This is a genomic window from Bacillota bacterium (genome assembly GCA_023511455.1).
Lineage (GTDB): Bacteria > Armatimonadota > HRBIN16 > HRBIN16 > HRBIN16 > HRBIN16.
On record JAIMBJ010000002.1, the window covers coordinates 185,653 to 209,466 of the forward strand.

19 protein-coding genes are annotated in these 23,814 nt (G+C 60.5%); 16 read left to right on the forward strand and 3 right to left on the reverse strand.

Annotated elements, in window-relative coordinates; all coding sequences use genetic code 11:
• Window positions 1–23: 23 nt before the first annotated feature.
• From K6U75_02085 to K6U75_02135, 11 genes are all read left to right on the forward strand, one after another.
• On the forward strand, window positions 24–1,805 hold the full coding sequence (locus tag K6U75_02085) for a BamA/TamA family outer membrane protein (GenBank protein ID MCL6473833.1): 1,782 nt from the start codon (window positions 24–26) through the stop codon (window positions 1,803–1,805).
• A 36-nt stretch (window positions 1,806–1,841) separates the two neighbouring features.
• Window positions 1,842–2,465 carry an OmpH family outer membrane protein gene (locus tag K6U75_02090; GenBank protein ID MCL6473834.1) on the forward strand — a complete coding sequence of 208 codons (624 nt, stop codon included), beginning with the start codon at window positions 1,842–1,844 and terminating at the stop codon, window positions 2,463–2,465.
• Window positions 2,466–2,682: 217 nt separating this feature from the next.
• Entirely contained in the window at window positions 2,683–3,468 is a 786-nt protein-coding gene (locus K6U75_02095) for a hypothetical protein (protein MCL6473835.1), read from the forward strand.
• Entirely contained in the window at window positions 3,465–4,496 is a 1,032-nt protein-coding gene (gene lpxD, locus K6U75_02100) for a UDP-3-O-(3-hydroxymyristoyl)glucosamine N-acyltransferase (GenBank protein MCL6473836.1), read from the forward strand. The genes K6U75_02095 and lpxD overlap by 4 nt, the downstream gene beginning before the upstream one ends.
• Window positions 4,489–5,310, forward strand: coding sequence for a UDP-3-O-acyl-N-acetylglucosamine deacetylase (lpxC, locus tag K6U75_02105; GenBank protein ID MCL6473837.1), 822 nt, complete (start codon window positions 4,489–4,491; stop codon window positions 5,308–5,310). The genes lpxD and lpxC overlap by 8 nt, the downstream gene beginning before the upstream one ends.
• Before the next feature lie 3 nt (window positions 5,311–5,313).
• Window positions 5,314–5,826 carry a 3-hydroxyacyl-ACP dehydratase FabZ gene (fabZ, locus tag K6U75_02110; protein MCL6473838.1) on the forward strand — a complete coding sequence of 171 codons (513 nt, stop codon included), beginning with the start codon at window positions 5,314–5,316 and terminating at the stop codon, window positions 5,824–5,826.
• The gene (gene lpxA / locus K6U75_02115; protein ID MCL6473839.1) at window positions 5,826–6,647 is read left to right on the forward strand and encodes an acyl-ACP--UDP-N-acetylglucosamine O-acyltransferase; all 822 of its coding nucleotides are present in this window, start codon (window positions 5,826–5,828) and stop codon (window positions 6,645–6,647) included. Before fabZ ends, lpxA begins: the two co-directional genes overlap by 1 nt.
• A complete protein-coding gene (gene lpxB / locus K6U75_02120; GenBank protein ID MCL6473840.1) occupies window positions 6,644–7,813 on the forward strand; it encodes a lipid-A-disaccharide synthase in 1,170 nt (389 codons plus the stop codon). Before lpxA ends, lpxB begins: the two co-directional genes overlap by 4 nt.
• Window positions 7,797–9,572: an ABC transporter ATP-binding protein/permease gene (locus K6U75_02125; protein MCL6473841.1), complete on the forward strand. Its 1,776-nt coding sequence runs from the start codon at window positions 7,797–7,799 to the stop codon at window positions 9,570–9,572. Before lpxB ends, K6U75_02125 begins: the two co-directional genes overlap by 17 nt.
• Window positions 9,565–10,251 carry a lysophospholipid acyltransferase family protein gene (locus tag K6U75_02130; protein MCL6473842.1) on the forward strand — a complete coding sequence of 229 codons (687 nt, stop codon included), beginning with the start codon at window positions 9,565–9,567 and terminating at the stop codon, window positions 10,249–10,251. Before K6U75_02125 ends, K6U75_02130 begins: the two co-directional genes overlap by 8 nt.
• A gap of 3 nt (window positions 10,252–10,254) precedes the next feature.
• Window positions 10,255–11,568, forward strand: a complete 1,314-nt coding sequence (locus tag K6U75_02135; GenBank protein ID MCL6473843.1) for a 3-deoxy-D-manno-octulosonic acid transferase — start codon at window positions 10,255–10,257, stop codon at window positions 11,566–11,568.
• Here K6U75_02135 and K6U75_02140 read toward each other — a convergent pair.
• Complete coding sequence (locus tag K6U75_02140; protein MCL6473844.1) at window positions 11,562–12,812, reverse strand: hypothetical protein; 1,251 nt, start codon at window positions 12,810–12,812, stop codon at window positions 11,562–11,564. The two genes, K6U75_02135 and K6U75_02140, sit on opposite strands and share 7 nt — an antisense overlap.
• 192 nt (window positions 12,813–13,004) lie before the next feature.
• Between K6U75_02140 and K6U75_02145 the strand changes: the two genes are divergently transcribed.
• On the forward strand, window positions 13,005–15,317 hold the full coding sequence (locus tag K6U75_02145; GenBank protein ID MCL6473845.1) for a cellulase family glycosylhydrolase: 2,313 nt from the start codon (window positions 13,005–13,007) through the stop codon (window positions 15,315–15,317).
• On the opposite strand, the gene K6U75_02150 is transcribed toward K6U75_02145, so the two are convergent.
• A complete protein-coding gene (locus tag K6U75_02150) occupies window positions 15,314–17,698 on the reverse strand; it encodes a hypothetical protein (GenBank protein MCL6473846.1) in 2,385 nt (794 codons plus the stop codon). The two genes, K6U75_02145 and K6U75_02150, sit on opposite strands and share 4 nt — an antisense overlap.
• The gene (locus K6U75_02155) at window positions 17,686–19,344 is read right to left on the reverse strand and encodes a hypothetical protein (GenBank protein MCL6473847.1); all 1,659 of its coding nucleotides are present in this window, start codon (window positions 19,342–19,344) and stop codon (window positions 17,686–17,688) included. The genes K6U75_02150 and K6U75_02155 overlap by 13 nt, the downstream gene beginning before the upstream one ends.
• A 238-nt stretch (window positions 19,345–19,582) precedes the next feature.
• On the opposite strand from K6U75_02155, the gene gmk reads away from it, so the two are divergent.
• From gmk to K6U75_02175, 4 genes are all read left to right on the forward strand, one after another.
• Complete coding sequence (gene gmk / locus K6U75_02160) at window positions 19,583–20,170, forward strand: guanylate kinase (GenBank protein MCL6473848.1); 588 nt, start codon at window positions 19,583–19,585, stop codon at window positions 20,168–20,170.
• Between the two features lie 3 nt (window positions 20,171–20,173).
• Complete coding sequence (gene coaBC, locus K6U75_02165) at window positions 20,174–21,376, forward strand: bifunctional phosphopantothenoylcysteine decarboxylase/phosphopantothenate--cysteine ligase CoaBC (GenBank protein MCL6473849.1); 1,203 nt, start codon at window positions 20,174–20,176, stop codon at window positions 21,374–21,376.
• Between the two features lie 145 nt (window positions 21,377–21,521).
• Window positions 21,522–22,703, forward strand: a complete 1,182-nt coding sequence (locus K6U75_02170; GenBank protein ID MCL6473850.1) for a hypothetical protein — start codon at window positions 21,522–21,524, stop codon at window positions 22,701–22,703.
• 290 nt (window positions 22,704–22,993) lie between these two features.
• Complete coding sequence (locus tag K6U75_02175; protein MCL6473851.1) at window positions 22,994–23,812, forward strand: DUF1559 domain-containing protein; 819 nt, start codon at window positions 22,994–22,996, stop codon at window positions 23,810–23,812.
• Window positions 23,813–23,814: the final 2 nt, after the last annotated feature.

Genomic DNA, 23,814 nt, shown 5'->3' on the forward strand with positions numbered 1-23,814 from the left:
AAGGAGGAAGCATCGGTTCGACCATGAAAGCACTGCGACTCACTTTCTGTATCATGATATGGGCGATTGCCAGTGCTGTCCATGCTCAGCGCATCGCCGAAATAGTCGTTCGTGGTAATGTCAACGTGCCGCAGGAAGCCATACTGGCGAAAATCTCCGCCAAGCCGGGCATGGATTTCGACCAGTCGTTGCTCAGTAAGGACCGTGCGGCGCTGCGTGATATGGGCTTTTTCAGCGATGTGATTCCCCGCACGGAAACCACCCCGCAGGGCATTCGCATCATTTATGAAGTTCAGGAATATCCGCGCATCAGCCAGATACGCATTACCGGCAATACCGTCTTCCCCACCGACCAGATACTCCAGCTGATGCGCACTCAGCCGGGCAGACTGCTCAACCACAACGACCTCGCCGCCGATATCGAGGCGATTACCCGGCTCTACATGCAGAAGGGGTATCTGGTGAACGTGGACCCCGACACTGTCGGTCCCGACCGAGATGACCCCACCATTCTGAATCTGCCTCTGAAAGAGGTCACCGTCGAGGCGGTGAAGGTCACCGGGCTGCGCAAGACGCGCGAGCGGGTGGTGCTTCGCGAAATGCGCTATACCCGTCCGGGTGCGCTGTATAACCTCGAGCAAATCCAGAAGGACCTGCAGAGGGTATACAACACCGAGCTGTTCGAGGACATCAGCTACAAAGCGGAAATCGGCTCCGACCTGAGTAAGGTCATCGTCACGATCAACGTCGTGGAACGGCGCACCGGTTTGTTTTCCATCGGTGCCGCCTATAACAACCGCCAGCAGCTGGTGGGCTTCCTCGAGATGTACGAAACGAACTTCCGCGGCGTCGGGCAAACGGTGAGCGTACGTCTCGAGCGCGGAGGACCCGCCAACGCCAACAACTACGAGATAAACTTCGCCGAGCCCTGGCTGGACAGCCGCAATACCTCGTTGTCCATCAGCGTCTTCGATAAAACCCTCTACCGGTTCAGTCGGGGGCTGTTTACTTCTGACCCCGGCACCATCGGGGATGAAGACCGCTACGACGAGCGGCGCAAAGGCGGTATCCTGACCTTGAGCCGCCCGCTGTCGGAGACCACGCGCGCTTTCATCGGCTTGCGCACCGAGTCGGTGCGCACCAACAACCCCGCCGTGTTGCCCAGCGAGGTGTTCATCAAGCAAGATGGCACCGTCAGCGCACTGTCGTTGCGCCTGACGCACAACACGCGCGATGTGGACTTCGACCCCGCTTCAGGCGGCTTCGACTCGTTTGCCATTGAGACCGCCCTGGCAGACCTGAAGGACATCGGTACCGCTATCTCGGGCGGGTTTGTGGGCAAGGCGAACTTCAACAAGGTTTCGATAGACCTGAGGCGCTACTTCTCGCCGCAAGGACGCCGGCGCGCCCTTGCCGATAAGCGACACGTTTTCGCGGTGCGACTGTACGCCGGCAGGGCGTTCGGCAAACTGCCCTTCTTCGAGCAGTTCTTCCTGGGAGGCGCCGAGACTCTGCGCGGTTATCCGGAAGACCGCTTCTGGGGTGACAATGTGGCGCTGTTGAGCGTAGAGTATCGTGCCCCGCTGGCGCAGAACCTGGTAGGTGTGGTTTTCGTGGATGCGGGCCATGCCTGGGGCGGACGCTACGGCACGATTAACGACTTTACTCAGCATTCCAGCTTCAAGCCGCAGGTGGGTGCTGGTATCGGTATCCGCGTGCGCACGCCTATCGGTCCGTTGCGCCTGGACTACGGCTTCGGCAGCGAAGGCGCACGCACCCACTTTAGCATCGGCAATATATTCTGAGGCATCATCCGAGGAGAACAAGAGGAGGAACATCTGATGAAACGAACCTTCAGCCTGCTGATAGCCATCGCAGGTATCGCCATCCTGAGTACAGGCGCGTGGGCGCAGGGTACCGGGGCGTTTGGGATGGTAGACCTGAAGCGCGTGGTTGACGAATACGACCAGCGTAAAGCGCTCGAAGCGCAGCTGCAGCAGATGCGAGACCAGATGCGCGCCAAACTGCAATGGCGTGCCAACAATCTCTTGCTGGAAGAAGCCGAACTCAGCGAATACGAGAATCTGGCAAGCATCACCAACCCGACAGAGCAGCAGAAACAGCGTATGCAGCAGATAGAGCAGAAATCGCGGCAGCTGAATGAGGAGCTCTCGCAGTTGCGCCAGAAGAACCCGCCTACCGAACAGGATACGCAGCGCATCAATCAGCTCACCGCTATCGAAAACCGCAACCGAGAGGCGTTGATGCAGCTGCAGGACCAGTTTGAGCAGCAGCTCAACGCGCGGCGCGATGAGATGATTAACCAGATGCTGCAGGATATCCGCAAAGCGGTGGCGGCGGTTGCCCAGGAGAAGAAACTGGTGGTCGTCTTCGACAGCACACAGGTGCTCTATGCTTCCAACGACATCACCACCGATGTCATCAGGCGACTTAACAGGAAATAACCGGCTGGCTATCGTGCTCGTGTTAGCACTGGTGGCTGGAGTCTGCCTGGGCGGTTGTGCCAGAATTCCACCACAAAAGATGGTTTACATTCAGTGGCAAGCCCTGTGCATATACCATCCTCTCTGGGAATCACAACAAATTGGGCGGAACTTCCAGCCATCCCATGCGATGACGGTCCAGAGGTTTCCAGCGCACTTTTCATTGCCGGAGACAACGTTGCACCCTTTGCAGACGCCGGAATCGGAGCGCAGGCGTCAGCGCATTGCACAGACCTCTGCCCAGCAGCAACAGGCACTGGATGCTCGCCTGCGACAGATGGAGGCGCGTCTGCTTCAGGAGGAGCTGGCACAGCTGGAAGCGGAGCAACACACGGAGGTAGAACTGGCACGCCAGCAACTGCTGCTGCAGGCGGAACAGCAGATATCCGAGGCACTGCGTCAACACCATCTGCCGCAGGCGGACGCCGAAATCAGGCGGCTGGTGTTGCAGCGGCTGGTTCGCATCCGCCCCGATCAGCGCGATGCGCTGGCATCTCGTCTGCAAGAGGTGGAAGCGCAGCAGCTGCACCTTTCAGAGTCGCTTCAGCGCAGGCTGGCAACCATCGAGGAAGAGACTGCCCGGCGCATCCGTGAGCGCGAAGAAGCCATTGAGCGGGAGTACGAGCGCAAACGGGAGGAACTGCGGCAGAGGAGCGCAAAACGCTTACAGGCGGAGCAACTGCGCGCCAGTGTGCAGATACGTGCTTTTGCCGATACCGCAAAGCCGGTCGTTTTCCCGCAAACCACCCTGAACACGCCGGTCGGGCAATCTCGTGCCATATTGCCCCCTTCCGCACCAGTGTTCACCCGCGAGGACGTCTGCTTGCTGATAGAACGGGATGTCAAACGGAGGGTGGAGGCGATATGCCGCCGACATCGCTGGAAACCTGTCTGGCAGGCGCAACCGGGGATACCGGATGTGACAGCGCAAATCGCTCAGGAGATGGCAGGTAACTTCCCATGAAGCTAACAGTGCAAGCACTGGCACAGCGTCTGAACGCACAGGTGGAGGGTGATGCAAACACGCTCATCACCGGAATTTCCTCCATCGAGTTCGCACAGGAGGGGGATGTGGTGTTTGCGGAGTCGCCCCGCTATCTGCGACTGGCGGAACACTGCCCGGCTTCGGCGGTCATCGTATGGCAGGACGCGCCTTCCATCGGTAAGCCCCTTCTGCGCGTTGCATCGCCCCGGCAGGCGTTTCTGGAGGCGCTCCGCATCTTCGCTCCCGAGCCGCAGCATCCGCAAGGTATCGACCTGAACGCCGTCATCTCTCCCGACGCCGACCTCGCCGAGGATGTAGCCATCGGCGCAGGGTGCGTGATCGAGGCGGGGGCGCGCATTGGTCAGGGTAGCGTGCTGTATCCGCTGTGCTACATCGGGCGGGACGTGCAGATAGGAGAGCAGTGTATACTGTATCCGAATGTGACGCTGATGCACGGTGTCAAACTGGGCAATCGGGTAATCGTGCATTCGGGCGCCGTTATCGGCGCAGACGGTTTTGGTTACGTCACGGTGGATGGCGTACACCACAAGGTACCGCACATCGGCACGGTGGAGGTTGGTGACGACGTGGAGATCGGCGCGAACGTGTGTATTGACCGCGCGAAAACAGGCGTGACCCGCATTGGCTCGGGCACGAAGATCGACAATTTGGTTCATATCGCGCACAATGTGCAGGTTGGAGAGAATTGCCTTTTAGTAGCGCAGGTGGGCATCGCGGGCAGTTCGCAGCTGGGGCGGTACGTGGTGCTGGCGGGGCAGGTAGGCGTTACGGACCACGTGAGTATTGGTGACGGAGCTATCGTGGCGGCGCAGTCTGGCGTCGCAGGCAACCTGCCCGGTGGTCAGCGTTATTTTGGCAGCCCCGCCCGCGAACACGCGAAACAACTGCGCCTGATGGCATACGCCAGCCGGTTACCCGAGCTGTTCGAAAGGGTCAGGGAGCTGGAGCGACAGCTGGGTTCGTCGTCGGAGGACAGAAATGAATAGGCAGTGCACGCTGCAGGAACCGGTGTGTGTGGAAGGGATTGGCGTGCACACAGGCAAGCCGTGCCGGGTAACGGTGCGACCTGCAGACGAGAACGTGGGCATCGTTTTTCACGTGAGCGGACAACAGATCCCCGCGCTGGCGGAGTACGTGGTGTCTACAGACAGGTGCACCACTCTGGGTGTGGACGGTGCGCGCGTGATGACGGTGGAGCATCTGCTCTCTGCGATGGCAGGTGTGGGGATAGACAACGCATACATCGATGTGGACGGAGAGGAAATACCGGTTTTGGACGGCAGTGCAAAGCCCTGGGCGGAGTGTTTCTATCGGGTGGGGTTGCGCGAACAGCGCGCAGAGCGACAACGCATCCACCTGACGCGCCCGGTATCGGTGATGGCTGGCGACCGGGGAATCTGGGCAATGCCGCACGCCGAGCGATTGCTCATTGCGACGGTGCATTACGACCATCCGCTGGTAGGTACGCAGGTAGCGTGGTTCCCTCTGGATAAGATAAACTATCTGGAGGAGATAGCGCCTGCCCGCACCTTCGGCTTCTGGGAAGAGGTACAGCCGTTGCTGGCACGCGGCAAAGCGCGTGGGGGGAGTCTGGACAACGCGCTGGTGATTTTCCCCGACCGTTACAGCACGTCCCTGCGCTTCCCAGACGAGGTGCTCAGACACAAGGTGCTGGACATTATCGGTGACCTTGCGCTGGTGGGCGCGCAGGTGGAGGCGTTGTTCGTAGCGGTCAAACCCAGTCATACCCTCAACACCGCCTTTGCACTTGCATTAAGACAGACGATACAGGGGGAATGAAAGATGATAGGACCAAATGGCGTTCTGGACGTGGAAGCGGTTCGCGAAATACTGCCGCACCGCTATCCACTGCTGCTGGTGGACCGTATTCTGGAGCTGGAGCCCGGCAAGCGGGCAGTGGGGCTGAAAAACGTCACCATCAATGAAGAGTTCTTCAACGGGCATTTTCCGGGTCAGGCCATCATGCCGGGTGTGCTGGTAGTGGAAGCGATGGCTCAGGTAGGTGGCGTGTTGATGCTCTCCATGCCCGAACATCGCCACAAGCTCGCTTATATCGGAGGTATCGACAAAGTGCGCTTCCGCAAGCCGGTAGTGCCGGGTGATACACTCATCACCGAGGTAGAGGTGCTGCGTTTTCGCGGCAGCACGGGCAAAGTACGCGTGGTCGGGCGCGTGAACGGTCAGGTGGTGGCGGAAGCGGAGATGATTTTCGCGCTGGTGGAACGCCGCAAAAACGGCAACCAGGCACAGCAAACACTGGAAAACTCTACCTTCGATGAAGGAAACAATCAGTGATGGGCATACAGACTATGGCGCATTCCAAGATTCATCCGACCGCCATCATCCACCCAACGGCGGAACTGGCTTCAGACGTAGAGATAGGTCCTTACAGCATCGTTGGCGCACATGTCTATATCGGCGAAGGAACTATTCTCGAATCACACGTGGTCGTGGAGAAGTGGACGACCATCGGTTCATATTGTCACATCTTCCACAGTGCGATTCTGGGTGGTCCTCCGCAGGACACGAAGTTCAAGGGAGAGCGCAGCTACCTGCGCATCGGCGACCGCAACATCATCCGCGAGTTCGTCACCATCCATCGTGCTACCGGTGAAGAGGAAGCCACTGTCATCGGCGACGACAACATGATTATGGGCTACGTGCATATCGGGCACAACTGCAAGCTGGGTAATGGCATCATCATTGCCAATCAGGCAGGCATTAGCGGGCACGTCATCGTCGAGGACCACGTGGTTTTCGGCGGTATGGTGGGCGTACATCAATACACCCGCATCGGAAAGCTGGCCATGCTGGGTGGAATGTCCAAAGTGGTGCAGGACGTTCCTCCCTTCATGATGGTGGACGGGCGTCCTGCCGAGGTGCTGGACCTGAACACCATCGGGCTGCGCAGGCATGGCATTCCCCCTGCGGTGCGAGCGGGACTGAGGCAGGCATACAAACTGCTGTACCGTTCGAAGCTCAACATGTCGCAGGCGATTGAAGCCATCGAGGAGGAGGTGGAACCCAGCCCCGAACGCGATTACCTGCTGGATTTCCTGCGCAGTATCCGTAAGGGATTTGGTGGGCGTGCCAACGACCCGCGCGGTATGCGGTGAAAAGAGCGGTCAGCATTTTCTGTGTGGCGGGAGAAGCCAGCGGCGATGCCAGTTGCGCCGCACTGGTGCAGACGGTGCGCGAGCGGCTGCCCAACGCGCACTTCTGGGGCGTCGGCGGGCGACTCATGGCGAAAGCGGGAGTGCAGCTGCTTTACGATAGCAGTCGGTGGGGCGCGGTAGGGGTGGTGGAAGCGTTGCGCGTTGCACCTGCGCTGTGGCTGGCACAGCAAAACCTGAAGCGTCGGCTGGCACAGCAGCCGCCCGACCTGATGGTGCTGGTGGATTTTGGCGCATTCAATGTGCCGCTGGCGAAATGGGCAAAAGCAAGAGGGATCAAGGTGTTCTATTACTTTCCGCCCGGTTCATGGCGCAGGTATCTGCCCAGGCGCAACGACCTTCCACACTGCACCGATTGCATCGTCACACCGTTTCCCTGGTCCGCCGCGCTGCTGAGGCAGGCAGGAGCAAACGCGCATTTTGTGGGACATCCACTGCTGGACAGGGTAAAACCCTCGCTGAGCGAGGAACAGTTCTGCCACAAGCTGCACCTGAACGCCGAAAGCCTGCGTGTGGGACTACTGCCCGGAAGCCGTCGACAGGAGGTGCGCCTGTTACTGCCCATCATGCGCCGGGCGGCAGAACTGCTCGCCGAACGCAAGCCCGGAGCGCAGTTCGTTCTCGCGCTCGCGCCGTCGGTGCGGGACGAAGAGGTTCAGCACGCCTTGGCCGGATGCGCCGTGCCGTGCCGAATCGCCCGTGAAATGGCATACGACGTGATGGCATACAGCCACTTGCTGTGGTGCTGTTCGGGCACGGCCACGCTGGAGGCGGCGATACTGGGCACACCCATGATTATCCTGTACCGCGTTTCGCGCCTGATGGAGCTGGAATACCATGTCCGTAAGCGGGCGCTGAACCTCACCTTCATCGGCTTGCCCAACCTGATTGCCCAGCGAGGTATTTGTCCGGAGCTGCTGCAACACGCCGCGACACCGCAAAACATCGTTGCTCACTCGTTGAATCTTTTACCGGGCACCGAAGGGCACCGCCTACAACGGGAAGCCCTGCAAGAGGTAAAATCGGTACTGGGAGAGCCGGGTGCGACCGACCGTGCCGCGCACCTGCTCCTGAAGTGTCTGGAAGTGAACCATGCCGACCCGAGATGACAAACAACTTCAGAGAAGGTTGTGGCGAGACCTCAAGCCGCATCTGAAGTACATCATCCTCGGCTTGATATGCGCAGCAGGAGCGCAGATGATTACCCTGCGCATCTTCGCGCTCACCCGTGATGTGGTCAACGCCGCACAACTGCACCACGATGTGAGCCAGCTCAACCGCGTGAGCCTTGTCGTTATCGGCGCGTTCCTCCTTAAGTTCGTTTTCGCCTATGGGCAGACCTACTACCTCTCGCTGGCTATCAACCGCTTTACCATGCGCCTGCGCGAGAGGGTGTATGAGCACCTGCAGAGCCTGTCGCTGTCGTACTTTACCCATCGCCGCACCGGTGCGCTGATGTCGGTGCTGACCAACGATATCAACGCCATCTCCAACGGCGGCACCCTGTTGAAAGATATGGTGGCGGCACCTATCGGGCTGATAGGTGGTCTGGTATGGCTGTTCGTCATTTCGTGGAAGCTGTCGCTGATTGCACTGGTGGGTGTCCCGTTGATGGCGCTCATTATCCGTGCGATTGGAAGGCGTATGCGCTACATCGGTCAGCAGGCACAGCTGCGGCTGGAAGACGTGACGGCGGTGATGCAGGAAGCCATCGCCGGAGTGCGCACCATCAAAGCCTTTGCCACCGAGCCGAGGGAAATCCAGCGTTTCAAAGAGCGTAACTACCTGTCGTACCGCGCCATGATGGACGGCGTGCGCACCAGCGCGGCGCTGCGCCCCCTGATTGAACTCATTGGGGCGGGTGGAATCGCCTTCGTGCTGTGGTACGGCGGGCATCTGATTGTGCGGGGCGAGCTGGACTTCGGCGGTCTGGGCAGTTTCCTGCTGACGCTGAACCTGGTGGCTCAGAGCATGCAGACACTGGGCAGCATCAACGTGACCCGCCAGCAGGTGCTGGCAGCAGCGGAGCGCGTCTATCGCGAGGTGCTAGATGTTCATCCCGAAGTGCAGGAACTGCCGGGCGCGCCGCCGATGCCGCCTATCGTGGGGCATGTTCGCTTCGAGGAAGTGAGCTTCGCGTATCACCGCGGCGGGCGTCTGGTGCTGGATAACGTCTCCTTCGAGATGAAGCCGGGCAGCGTGGTGGCGGTGGTGGGACACAGCGGTGCGGGTAAGAGCACCCTCGCCGACCTCATCCCGCGCTTCTATGACCCCACCTCGGGACGGGTGCTCATCGATGGCATAGACATCCGTACGGTGCAGATAGCCTCCCTGCGCAAACAGATTGGTATCGTACCGCAGGAGACCCTTCTGTTCGCAGGCACCATCCGCGACAACATCGCCTACGCCGACCCCGACGCCACCGACGAACAGGTCATCGAGGCGGCAAAAGCCGCTCACGCCCACGAGTTTATCCAGCGGTTGGAAAAGGGATACGAGACACTTGTCGGTGAGCGCGGGGTGCGCCTGTCTGGCGGAGAGCGGCAACGTATCGCCATCGCCCGCGCTATCTTGAAGAACCCGCGTATCCTGATTCTGGACGAGGCGACCTCCTCGCTGGACACCGCCTCCGAGGCGCTGGTGCAGCAGGCGCTGGAGGAACTGATGCGTGGGCGTACCACGCTGGTTATCGCCCACCGGCTGAGTACGGTGGTCAACGCCGACCACATCCTGGTGCTGGAGCATGGACGTATTGTAGAGCAGGGTACGCATCTGGAGCTGCTGGCGCGAGGAGGTGTTTATGCCCGACTGTTCCGCAAACAGATGGGCGAACAGGTCACACAGGAGCTGGTAGCGCAAGGTGAGTAAGCGAAGCGAAAGACCGGGCTGGTGGCAGCAGTTGCGCCCGAAGCTGCTGGGTTTCGTCGTTTGGAGCCTCGCCCGCGCCATCGGCATGAGCCTGCGCCTGAAGGTGCTCAATTTCGAGCAGGTTCTGGAGCGGGTGAAAGAAGGCAACGGAGCGGTGCTGGTGACCTGGCACGGGCGCAGTCTTATCCCTGCCAACGTGTTCAAAGGCAGAGGGTTCTGGGCGATTATCTCCCTCTCGCGAGATGGCGAGATTCAGAACCATATTTTCCGGCGGTTCGGCTTCCGTATCATTCGGGGTTCCACAGGGCGAGGGGGCATCCGCGCGGCACTGGAAGCCGCCCGGCGAGTCGCAGAGGGGGGTATTCTGGCGTTCACGCCCGACGGCCCTCGCGGACCCAGTCGGCAGGTACAGCCCGGTGCGCTTTTTATCGCCCAGAAGGCGAAGTGCCCTATTATTCCGGCGGGCGTCGCCGCTTACCCGTGCAAACTGTTGCCAACGTGGGACCGCTATATGATACCCCTGCCGTTCGCGCGTGGCGTGTTCATCTTTGGGGAACCTATTGACGTGCCCGAGGGCATCAGCGAACAGCAGTTCGAGCAGCTGCGACAGAAGGTGGAGGACGCCATCAACGCACTGGAGGAACAGGCGGAAAAGATGGTTCGGGAAAAGCGAGTGTGAGCCATGTTCAACGCCGTGTATAACATCTTTCTCATCCTCACCTCCCCGCTGTGGCTGATATACCTGCTGTGGCGCATCATCGTCAGGGGCAAATCGCGCGAGGGCTGGGGACAGCGACTGGGCGGACTGCCTGCGTCGCCGCAGGGACGCAGGGTGATATGGATGCACGCGGTATCCGTAGGCGAGGTCATGGCAGCTTTGCCGCTTCTGCAAGCGATTCGCGAACGGCTTCCCCAGCATCACCTGCTATTAACCACCCTCACCCCTGCCGGCAACGCCACTGCGCGTCAGCAACTGGGCAAGCTGGTGGACGCGGTGGGCTACCTGCCGGTAGACCTTCCCTTTGCGGTAGGGCGTGCCCTGAGACGGGTGCGCCCCGACGCGCTCATCGTGATGGAGACCGAGCTTTGGCCCAACCTGCTGACGATGGCGTATCGCCGGGGGGTACGCACGCTCATTGCGAACGGTCGTATCTCCGACCGAAGCCTGCCCACCTACAGGCGGTTCCGCTGGTTCTTCGCTCAGGTGCTGCGTTGTCTGGACGCTATCTGTGTGCAATCCGAAGAAGACGCCAGGCGGTTTTGTGCTATCGGCGCGCTTCCGGACCGCGTGCATGTGGTCGGAAACACCAAGTTTGACCAGGCGGCGGTCGGAGCGCAGGATGTGCAGGCAGACACGTTACGTCGGGATTTGGGTCTTCCCGAAGGCGCGCCGGTGCTGGTGATTGGCAGCAGCCGTGCACCAGAGGAGGAGATGATTATCGCCACCGCTTACCGCACGTTGCGTGAGCGTTTCCCGAACCTCTGCATCGTGTGGGCGCCTCGCCATGTGGAACGAGCGGAGGCGATTGTGGAACTCCTGCAACAGCAGGGTTTTCGTCCATGGCGACGCACGCAGGGAACCCCTGATACCGCCCAGCAACAAATCGTGCTGGACACCTTCGGCGAGCTGGGGAAGGTTTACGCGGTGTGCGACGTGGCAATTATCGGCGGAAGCTTCGTGCCGCTGGGGGGACAGAACCTGCTTCAACCGCTGGCGCACGGCAGGCCGGTGGTACACGGACCCTACATGAACAACTTCCGTGACGTGGCTGCGCTGGCGAAAGAAACCCGTGTGGCGTGGGTCGCACAGGATGCCGGGGAACTGGCTCAGCGGGTGACTGAACTGCTGGAGAATGAACCTTTGCGAAAGGAAGTGGCGCGGCGCGCCCGGGCGCTGGTGCGCGAGCAGCAGGGCGCTTCACAGCGTATTCTGGATATCCTGATCGCGCTACTCGAACTCGAAGGTGCGGAAGGCGCCCGCCCCGACTATCAATAGAACCAGAACACCCACCAGTTCTTCATCGGCCTGCCATCATCGTCCTTCGAGCGGTTGTTCAGCCCCGGCATGTTCTGCCACCAGTACACCAGCCATCTGCCCATACAGTCGGGGGCAAGTTCGGCATAGCGCTTCAGCACTTCGCACGTCCATGGTTTTGCAATGTCCTTGCCTCCGGGCGCGCTGCCGATGCGCCAGTCCTCGATGGTCGACATGACAGGTTCGGTGTTGTTCAGGTCGTAATGGCGACGGGCGTTCGGTGGGAAATGCACGTTACCTCCGGCAGCCACGTAGTTCTCGATCTTCCATGTCTGTTTGCCGTCGGTAACTATCGCCGTATGCGGGTCGGGATAGCGGATACCTTTGCCCTCCCCCCACAGCGGGTAGAAGGAGTTAAAAGGCAGGTTATAGCGCTTGTCCAGGTCAAAACCCGCATACTCGTGGAAATAGCGGGTGAAATAGGGAATCGCCCCGCTGTGCGCCAGTCCTTCCATCGAATGACCCAGATTCTCCATCGCGCAACCGATGCCCCGGTCGTGGTTGATGCAGTTGATGCGCACTGACCGGCCAGTCCACTTCTGGTCGGGGTCTCCGCCGTTTCCCGCCTGCACGTATTTGCCCGGAATACGACGGAAGCGTTCATCGTACACCGGCTTCAGTTCCACGCATTCCAGACACCGGAAGTCACCCGTGGCAGCGGCGGTGAACCACACCTCATGCACGTAGCCCCGGTCTACCAGCTCGTCCAGCCGGAGGAAACGTCGTTTGTTTTTCGGGTCACGCACGCCGATATATTCGGCAAACGGTTCGGAAAAGAAGCCGCCATAGTCGCAGTTGATGTCCGGCTCGCGCACGTGAGGCTTGATGGGTGAACGGCGGCTGTTTTTCTCCTTGCGGTCGGGGTCGCGCAGGTCCACAAACCGCCACACGGAATACTGCAGGAAGGGTGGACTGTTCGGGTCTTTGTATCCATGGTAGCGGCTGGCTTCGCGCATCGCGGCGATGAGCTGTTGTGCCAGCCGAAGGGGTTTCTCGGCTTCCACCTGATTCGAGAAGTTGATGAGCAGCACGCGCGGTCGCATCTGCCGGATGCGGTCGTGGTTGCGCACAATCCACGCATCCGAGTTGGCTTTGCTCCACCGATTCGGCCAGACGGTTGGGTCGGCAGGGTCATTGAGCGGTTTGGGCGTGCCATCTGGCTGGAAGTGGCTTCGCCAGTCGTCTGTTGTTAGCGGATACCGCATGGTTTATTCTTCTCCTTCGCTGTGAATTGCCGTTGTCACGCTTCCAGATGAACGTTGAACAAATCCTCCCGCACTTCCTTCCCTGCGGACATGAGCCGATGATAGCACAAGGGACTGTGGATAACGTGCCTTTTGTCGGCGGCAGGACTCAGACCGCGTACGAAGAATCCTCACGCGGGGAGGTAAGCGACGATGAGAAGTTTCCGGGGGTGTGTGTTTGGTATGCTGGCACTGATAACCGCGTTTTCCGCAGCGGCGCCGAAGGGTGTGCCCGAGCCGGTGGTACCTCAGCCCTTCGGGGTGAACATCCATTTCACGCAGGCGAGCGAGCGTGAGCTGAACCTGCTGGCGGATGGGGGGTTCCGCTTTGTACGGATGGACCTGTTCTGGCACGAGATCGAAAAGCAAAAGGGCGTTTACGACTTCTCGCAATACGATATCCTCGTGCGCGATATGACCGCACGGGGCATCCGCATCCTGTTCATCCTCGACTACGGCAACGAGCTGTACGACGCAGGGCTAGCACCCCACACCGATGCGGGACGCGCGGCGTTTGCCCGCTACGTGGAAGCGGCGGTGAAGCGATACGCGGGCAAGGGCATCCTGTGGGAAATCTGGAACGAGCCAAACATCTTTTTCTGGCGCCCGAAGCCCAACGTGGAAGATTACGCGAAACTGGCGCATTTGGTGATAGACACCATCCGGCGTGTTGCGCCCGGCGAATTCATCGTCGCGCCTGCCTCCTCTGGCTTTCCGTGGGAGTTTCTGGAGCGACTGGGGCAACTGGGGGTGTTGCAGCGGCTGGACGCGGTGACGGTGCATCCGTATCGTCCCCACCTTCCCGAGAGTGCCAACGAGGACTACCGACGACTGCGCCTGCTACTGGACCGCTACAGCCCACGCAAATATCTGCCCATCCTGTCTGGAGAATGGGGATACTCAGACATCTGGCAGGCTATGGACATGCAGAAGCAGGCACGGTACCTGCCGCGCCAGTGGCTGAGCAACCTGACCGGCGATGTGTTTCTCAGCATCTGGTACGACTGGAAGAACGACGGCGAAGACCCCAAAGAGCCGGAGCATCATTTCGGTACGGTGTATCACGACCTGCGCCCCAAGCCCGCATACATCGCCGCCAAGACACTCACCAGCACGCTCAACGGCTATCGCTACCTGCGGCGCATCGCCCTGCCGAACCCCGACGATTATCTGTTGCTGTTCCGCAAGGGCGAGCAGCTCGCGCTGGCAGCATGGACTACCGCAGACCCGCATCCAGTGACGCTGAACCTGCCGCGCGGCACGGTTCAGGTGGTAGACCTGATGGGAAAAACGCGAAGCATTGCGGTCAGCGGTGCGCCCTTTATACTCGACCTGACACAGGAACCGCAATATCTGCTTCTGCCCGCGCACGGGGAGATGAATCTGATAGGGGCGTGGTCGCCTGTGAGACAGTTACTCACCGTGCGTGCAGGGCATACCCAGAACATCCCTGTTCAGGTACACAACCCGACGGAAAAAACGCTATCGGTGGTGCTGCGGGCGCGAGCCAATGAACAAACCCTGGCACAGGCGCGTTTTCGATTGCGGTCTGGGGAGAGGCGTGTCGTGAACCTGCCGGTGAGGGTGGAGGAACGCGGTATCCCCTACTTGCGCACCACGATAGACTGGGTGACAGACAAAAGCGACGTATTGCAAACTGCCACCGTGTGGCTGTGCGTGTCGAATGTGCTGAATGTGCGAACCCTTCCACCAGTGCGGCGGCAGGTGTTAGCGGTGATCGAGAATGCCGGTGAGGAGGCACTGCGGGCGACATTGCAGATTCGAGCGGGCAGTTTGCAGGGTAGCGCACCGCTGAACCTCGCCAAAGGACAGCGCGAAGCAACCGTCAGCGTGCAGATGCCGGAAGCGTTGCCTGCGGACGTGCGCGTCTCGGCGCAGATTGTGGACGACAAGGGTGTGATACTGGCGCGTTCGGAAGAGACACGGTGGGTATCGCTCGAGGCAGTTCGCTCCGATGTAACAGGCTGGCGGGCATGGGTGGACGGCGATGCCAAGGTGGAAGGCAAAGCAGAAGTGGCTATCACTGAAGCTCCAGAACCCACCCCGCTGGGCGTGCGCACCGCCGCGCGTCTGGACTATCGCTTCGGCAAGGGCTGGCGATTCGCCTGCGTGAACCTGCCTCAGACGCTGGTACCCATCGAGGGCAAGCCGAAGGCGGTGGGCATGTGGGTGTATGGAGACGGCAGCGGCAACATGTTGCGCTGCCGAATCACCGACAGCACCGGGCAGACCTTCCAGCCCGATCACGGAGCCATCACCTGGAAAGGGTGGCGGTTTGTAACCATGCGGCTGGACGGCGGCTTCCCCGGGTTCTGGGGAGGTGCGAACGACGGCGTGGTGCACTACCCCCTCCGCTGGGAGGCGGTGCTGCTGGTGGATTCCAACCAGCAGAGCGCGGAGAAGGACTGGAGCATCTATGTAACGGGCATCGCGCTGCAGTATTAGTCAGGCGACCCCTCCAGGACGAGCCACACCTCCGCCACCTGGCATCCGCGCCCCTCGATCAGCTCCCATTTCAGGCGCAGCATGCCGTTGCGTGTTGCCTCTGGCGGGATGGGGAACTCCATCACGGACGGCGGTTGGGTGCCCCCGATCGCGCCGTGAATCTCTACCGAATCGTTCGCCACCAGGCGCATCATCGCGCGGAACCGCCCGTTGTACACCACCCGCAGGCGGTAACGTGCGTTCGGGTCCAGACCGGTATACAGCATCTCCAGCGGCGTGCCGTACAGCGTGGACGCCTGACTGCCCCACGACAGGCGGTAGTCTCGTGACATCGCACCGTACTCGTCCTGTGCCGAGCGCAGGAAGCCGGGGTCTTTCGCCCAGCCTTCTCCCCGTATCAGGTGCGGCTCGGCGGCGGGGTTACCCAAATCGTCATAAAAGCCACCCGGTCCAGGCTCCGTCCAGCGTGCAAGTTGCACCAGCGCATGTGCCTGTTGCTCATCGGGCAGCTGCGCTATTTTCTCCATCTCGCCGAGCAGCCACAGCCGGTTGTTCAGCGGCTCGTCCATCGTGTCCAGCACCGCGCCTCGTTCCGTCCCGTCTGCATGATAGCGTGACACGCTCATCTGCATGCCGATACTCTTCCACAGCGCGTCACCCAGTGCCAGTATTTCGCGGCGCATCGCCTCGATTTCGGCGGTAGTGCGGGTCTTACTCAGGATGTCCTTCGCCTGTGTCATCGCCTGCGAGGCTCCAAGCCGCTCCGCCTGTTCCAGCACGCGCAGCGCGTCCTGCTCCTGCTTGCTTTCCACCTCCAGACGCGCCTGCACGAACACGTCGTACAGCGCGCGGAAGTATGCCATTTGCAGACGCCAGTTGCCCTGCCCCTCTTTGCCCATCGCCTGCCAGAGATGTCTCCACAGGTTCAACGTCAGGCGCGGGCGCGGGTTGCCCAGCAGAACGCCCTGCCAGTTGCGTTCCAGCGCAAGCAGCCCTTCGGCGATGTCTTCCGCAAACTCGGAGGAGATGTAAACCCGCCCGTACTCTACCAGCACATTGCGCACCACACAGCGAGGGTCCCACAGCCTTGCCGACCAGATTGCCTTGTTCACATCGTCATTAACGCCTTCCGAGTAAGTGATGCAGCCATCGGCGAGATTCATGAACAGGTTATGGATATGCGCCTGCGCCATCGGGCGGGGGTTAATCGGCTCGCGGTTGAGCGTGAGCGCGTACGCCATATCCCACTCGGGTACGGGATACTGACAGCGCACGCAATGGGTAATGTCGGGATAACGGCGCAGTTTGTAGCGGGCGGGAACCATCTCGCGCACGCGCTCCATCCGGTCGCGTATCCAGGGACCGTACACCACGCCGGTCAGCCAGTCCGGCTGTTGCTCGCGCAGGAAGCGGTAAAAGGCGTCCATCCGCTCGCGGCTGAACCCCTGAGGAGAGAACCACAACCCGGCCCGCGGATGCACCCGGTGCAGTTCCTCTGCCATCTTCTCTAAAAGCGGGAACACCTCTTCGGGGGGCATATCACCCGGGTCGCCGCCCGGCACGAACACATGGTCCAGGCGCGGCATGGATTCAAATAGCCCCCGTCTGTCCGCCACCATTTGCGGGATGTCCGCCGGTTGACCCGAAGGCGTATCGGTGTTGGGCAGCCAGACCCACACGTCGAGGTCGTATTCGTCCAGCAGGGAGGATAGCCGGATGTTCATTTCCCACGGCGATAGGGGCATGATGGATGTACGCGGCTCGTCGGGCCTCAACGCCGGAATGAGCTCGATGCTGTTTGCACCGAACACCAGCAGGTCGCGGATGTATTGCTCGTACTGCGCTACGTTCCAGGCGTCGTAGGTGTTCGGCAGGCTGCGATAGCCCAGCTGATGTCCCCGGATGGGGAAACGCGCCGATGTGGAAATCAACCTGCCCGGCTGGCGGTTGGGCAGCCGGGCACGCCCCCGTTCGGTGTGCAACCAGCGCAGCAGCTGTCCCGCAGCAAACAGTGCAGCACGTCCGCAGTTGCCTACCAGCCACAAGCGTGGTGATCGCGGAGAGGGCATTTCCAGGTAGAGCGTGTAGCCCTCGGCGGAGTCCGCAGGCGGTTCCGCCTGTCGTGGCAGGTGCAATCCGGCAGGCACACGCTGTGGATGCGCAACCACAACCGTCGGCGTACCGTCGCGAGGCGATTCCACTATCTGCCAGGTGAGACCGGTACGTCTTTTCACTTCGTCGCGCAGCATCTGCGCCGCCTTACGTTCCGCCCGGTGCGCCGCACTCCCTGCGCTCAGAACAACAGCACGGGAGAAATCCACATCCATCGAGCCCACCCCCTTACTGGTTTCGTCAAATTGGGCGTTGCCTACTTCCCCCACAGCAGCTTTGCAAACTCCCCTACCAGGTCGTACTTGCGTTCCCAGGTGGTGTACATGAAGCCGATGACCCCCTTCGTCTTCTGTGCCAGCTGCTGCCAGCCCTTTACCTCTTCCAGATGGGGAGCGTCATAGTAGCAGGCAATCAGGGTGCGAAAGCCCTCTTTCTCGAAGAAGCGCAGGCTCTCCGCGCGCGGTGCCCCGCCCCACACCGCGATGATGAGGTTCTTGGGGATGTGCTTCCATGAACCCGTGAAGTCACCCTGTACCAGGTAATAGCCGGCATGGGCGTTGTGGTTGGGGTCAAACATGTCCGACCAGATGTACACCTGCACCTTCGGGTTTACCTTCCTCAGTATCTGCACCTGTCTGGTAACGCATTCTCCGAGCAGCTTCGCCATATCCTTACCTGCGCAGGCGGCGCAGGTACCGCCCATTCGCACCTCGTCCATGCTCAGGATAACCTTCTGGAAACGCAGGTGCTCCCACAGCAGCTTTGCCTCGTGTTCGAAGATCTCGTACAGGGCAGGCTCCGCCATGCAGACGGTCACCTGGCTGTCGTAGATGAGCATGGGATGGTACCAGCTCACGCGCAATCGTTGTCCATCGCGGATACGGCTTCCCGGCAGCAGTTTGAGTGCCGGTGCGTCATGCTCCACCGCTCGCCACGCAGAGAAATTGGGGTCGGTGAGCGGGGCGTAGTCCTTGCCTTCCTGATAAGTGATGGAACCATCCTCGCTCTTGACGGTGACGGGCGTGCCCGGGCGGCGCAGCACATTCACCGGGCCCACCTCTTCCAGCGTCCAGTCGTCCACCCAGAATTTGCCGGACTGCCCACCCCAGAGGCCCACGTACACCAGCACCTTCTCGCTGGCAAGGCTGTTGAATATCAGCGTGAGTTTGCGCCAGTCGGAGGTTGCAGGCACGGAAAAGGTGCGCGGAGCGAGATCACGGTCGCCTGCCAGCACCAGCATCCGCAGGTTCGCGCTGGGCTGAAGCCCTTCTGTTTTGACCCACACGCTCATGCGGTAGCAGCGGTAGGGGCGCACCCTGACCTCCTGCATCACACGGGCATTGCCAGCGGGTTGAGCGCGGAAGTTCTCGAAACGCAGTGATGCCTTTCCACTGTGCGCAACCTGCGTATCGGGAAAAGACACCACCCCCGGCTCATCGTGAAAGGCGAACGCCCTCATGCGGTAGCCTTCGTACTCCTCAAATCCCCCATTCGCGATGGAAACCGGCGGGTCGGGTATGTGGCGTGCCTCGTTGCCCTGTACGACAAACAGAGCGTCTTTGACCGGCATCCCCTCCGCGAGGTTGCTGTCGTGCCACAGCGCACCGCCTCCATACCCCACCGAGAAAACAGAGGGTATCAGCTCTATCTTCAGGCGGTCACAGGCGTCCTTCACCTGTTTCAATCGGCGGAAGTACTCTGGCGGCTGCTTGCACAGCGCATCGAGGTTTGCCGAGAACACCGCGCCGTTGTAACCGTGCCTCGCCGCATCTTCCAGAATAGCAATAATCTGAGGGACGTCCTCGTCGCGTGTCAATCCCCAGCCGAAAATCCACACGAAGCGGTCACGAACGCCCTGCCCCACAGCCAGACCGTGCGCAAGTATCAACACCAAAAGAACGAGCAACCGGTGCATCTCCGCAGCCTCCCGAAACCATCTTTACCTTTGTGTTCTCGTTTCCGGAGGGGGTTCCTGCCTCAACAGATGGCGGCGGGAGGCTTGCCCTCCACCTGCAAAGGGATTCGCCCTCACCCCCATCCCCTCTCCCGAGGCTTCGGGAGAGGGTTGCAGGACAGGGTGCGCCAAATCGTCGGCTGTGCTATACTGAAAGGTGAAACATGATGACACAAACGTATCTTCAAGGGATAACCCGGTGAACACGCACCGTGCCAGAGGCAAGCTGATTGTACTTTCAGGACCCAGTGGGGTGGGAAAGGATACCCTGCTGGAACGTTTGCTGCCGCGTGTGTCCGGCGTGGTGAAGTGCCTCACGGCGACCACCCGCCCACCCCGTGAAGGCGAACGGCACGGCGTGGACTACCTCTTCCTCTCCGAGCAGGAGTTCGAACGCTGGATTGCCGAAGACCGCTTTCTGGAGTATGCCCGCTATCATCAGGCATACTACGGCACGCCGCGCCATCTGGCGGAAGACCTGCAGGCGCAGGGACTGGACGTTATCCTGAAGATCGAGGTGCAGGGCGGTCTGCAGGTGCGCCAGAGGGTGCCAGAAGCGGTACTCATCTTCGTGCAGCCGCCCAGTCTGGAGGTATTGCGCCAGCGTCTGTTGAAGCGTGGTACCGATTCTCCCGAAGCGGTGGAGCAGAGGTTACGCATCGCCGAGCAGGAGATGCAGGCGCTGCCCTACTACGATTATCTGGTCACCAACGATGACCTGGAGCAGGCGGTAGACCTGCTGCGAGCTATCATCCTCGCCGAGCGGGCAAGGATACCAAAGGGGTGAAAGATGTCAGTTTTCGAGGGAAAACATATCTTGCTGGGTGTAACAGGTAGCATCGCGGCGTATAAAGCGGCGGACATCGCGTCCAAGCTCACACAGGCGGGGGCGGAGGTCGATGTGGTGCTTACCGAACACGCCCGACGCTTCATCACCGAAGTGACCTTCCGCGCCATCACGCGACGTCCCGTGCTGACCGACCTGTTCGACGAGCCGGAGGAGCGCCAGATCGCGCATATCTATCTGGCAAAGCGGGCAGACGTGTTGCTGATTGCCCCGGCGACCGCCAACATCCTTGCCAAGCTGGCAGTAGGTATCGCCGATGACCTGCTGACCACGCTCGCGCTGGCGACGCAGGCGAAAGTGGTGATTGCTCCCGCGATGAATACCGTCATGTGGCAGCATGCCGCCACACAACACAATGTCAGGACGCTGGAGGAACGCGGCGCGCACTTCGTCTATCCCGCGGAGGGCATGCTTGCCTGTGGGGACGTGGGCGCGGGCAAGCTGGCGGATACACCGGTCATCCTCGCGGCAGTGGAACAGGTGTTGAACCCACCCCTGTGCGGCGTGCGCATTCTGGTCACCGCCGGACCTACGGAGGAACCTGTCGACGCCGTGCGCCATCTCTCCAACCCCTCCTCCGGCAAGATGGGCTACGCAATCGCCGCGGAAGCGGTGCGTATGGGTGCAGAGGTGACACTGGTGACCGGACCGACCCTGCTCGACCCTCCTGCAGGCGCGAAGACGATACGGGTGCGCACGGCGCAGCAGATGCTGGATGCCTGTCTGCAGGTGTATGAGGAGGTGGACGTGGTGATTGCCACTGCCGCGGTGAGCGACTATCGTCCGGCAGAGGTCTGGCAGGGCAAGCGCAAGAAGAGCGAAGAGGAGTGGACGATTCGCCTTGTGCCCAATCCCGATATCCTGCGCACCCTTGGCGAGCGGAAGGGCAGGCACATTCTGGTGGGCTTTGCCGCGGAAACACAGGAATTGCTGGCGAACGCGCAGGCGAAACTGCGCGAGAAGAACCTCGACCTGATTGTAGCCAACGATGTGTCTGAGGAAGACTCCGGCTTCCGCTCCGACACCAACCGTGTGACCCTGCTGTGGGCAGACGGCAGGCAGGAGCCTCTGCCCCTGATGACCAAGCAGGAAGTGGCCCGGCACCTGCTGGAGAAGGTAAAACAGTTGGTGTCCGGTGGAGGATAATGGTAACCTCTCTTTCAAAGCCGTAATTCCTACGGCTTTTTTGCTCATTCTCGGTAAAAAGCAGGGTTTTGGCACGGATTATGCATATAAAGTAGAGTAGATGAATTCGAAACACGTTCTGGAATCCTGAAAGGAGGAAACAGAGATGTTCTCCACACGGTTCGCAATCCTGACGGCAGTGTGTCTCGCGCTACTCGTCGTGCAGCAGACGGCGGCGCAGACATACAGCGTCGGCGGGTACACGTGGGACATCACGAACGGGGTGAAGCGCGTACTGCCTGTGGACCCGCCGCAGGTTAGCGGTTTTAACTTCTTTGACTCCGAGTTCCTGAAAGATACCGACTTCGACCGCACGAAGACACTCGGCTGGATGATGAGCGGCAGCAGTCCCACTGGCAATCCGCGCTTCGTGGAGCTGGGCAATGCTGTGGTGCGCAAGATTTTCCTCGTGGATTGGGAGGGCATGCGCCTGCCGAATCTGCCGGGGGAGGATTTCGTGCTGTATGAGGTAGGCTCACCGGGCGCACCGGAGGCATTCATGGTAGCGGTGCGCAAAAAGGGCGCGACCACCTTCAGCCAGTGGCGGTATGAGTTTGCCAACACCTTTACGGCAAACTATCTGGTGTTCGCAACCGCCTTCAATCTGGACGATTTCGGCATTGGCGAGAACGAAAGCATCGACGCCATCCTCATCGCCAACCTGATCGATGCCGACCGCGTGGACAACCCCAGCGGGCAGGGCAACGTCATCCTCGGCGGGGGCAGCGGCTACGTGCCCGTGCAAGGACCCCTGTCTGACGCGCCGACGCAGCCTTACCAGTCCACCCGATTCGACGCGGACATTGTGTACGTCGGCGTGTTGCACCATATCCTGCCTCCGGGCTTTGCGGTGAGCGGCACCGTCACGCTGGCTGACTTCGCTGGCGACGTCACGCAGGTACCGGTGGATGTGGAGATACGCGAAGGCGGCAACGTCGTGCGCTCCGAAACGGTGAATCTGGATAGCGTAGGGAGGTACACGCTGACCGACGTGGAGCCCGGCACCTACGACATCGCCTTCAAAGCCAGCCACTGGCTGCGCGTGGTCGTTCCGGTGACTGTCTCTAACAGCGACGTTTCCGGGGTGGACGTGGTACTGACCAACGGCGACATCGACGGCGATAATGAAGTGACCCTGCTTGATTTCGGCGCGCTGGTGGCAGCATTTGGCTCCATACCTGGCGACAGCAACTGGAACGCCGACGCCGACCTGGACGGCGACGACGAGGTGACCCTGCTCGACTTCGGCGTGCTGGTGCAAAACTTCGGCGCGATCGGCGACGATTAGAACACGCTTCCCGCGGGAAAGGGCGTGGCAGTGTTCGCCACGCCCTGTTGTTCTCATTTATCGCCGAAAAAATACGGGAAAATCGCTGGAATGCCCTGTTAACTCTTGACAAAATTGGTAGCAGGTCGTAAAGTAATAAATGGCTGCAGTGTTGCATGTCCATTGGCCATTTGCAGAGTTGTGGGGAACGGAGAATACGGGGTCTTTCCCGAATACGTATACTGGATGTCCGACGCCTTGTGGCGTTTGACATACTCATCACATCCAAGGTCAGGAGGGTGAAACGGTAAATGAAACAACGTGCTTTTACGTTGATCGAGCTGCTGGTCGTTATCGCGATTATTGCGATACTGGCAGCTATCCTGTTCCCTGTCTTCTCGCAGGCGCGAGAGGCAGCCCGTAAGTCGTCGTGCCTTTCCAACTCCAAGCAGTTTGGTACGGCTATTCTGATGTATGCCCAGGATTACGACGAAGCCATCGTGCCGTGGTTCAAGATCCGCGAGTATCCGGGGCAGCCGCTGAACGAGCGCTTCTGGATCGGCTTGCTCCATCCGTACATCAAGAGCACCCTGGTTCCGCCAGATGCCGGGCGAACCTACACCGTGGGTGGACAGCCGCAGGGACTGCACCGATGCCCCTCGTGGAGCCTCGAGCGATATCTGGAAGGCGCGAACATGTCGGACTGCTATCCGGGCGCTCTAGACCCGTACATGCCGCCGACGCAGGTGTTTGCGCACTATGGTATTGTCTTCCAGATGGCAACCCGTGGCGGCGCTGGCACTCCCGAGAACCCGTACTATCACTTCCCGGGTAGCCTGTGCTATCCTGCGGCATCGGGCGGACTGACCCGCTACATGCCTGAGGTGAAGCGACCAGCGGAGACCATCCTGATTGGTGACGGCATCACCATGCTCGACAGGGGGCCGACCTACGTGGTCATCTCCATCGGTTGCGAGTCGCAGAAGATTCACCAGGACGGCGCGAACTTCACGTTCCTGGATGGTCATGCGAAGAACATCAAGCGCAACCCGGAGCGCTATCTGGCGACGACGGTGGAGAACGGGCAGACCGTGTACTACATGCGTTACTTCACTTTCTCGATGGAGTAAGC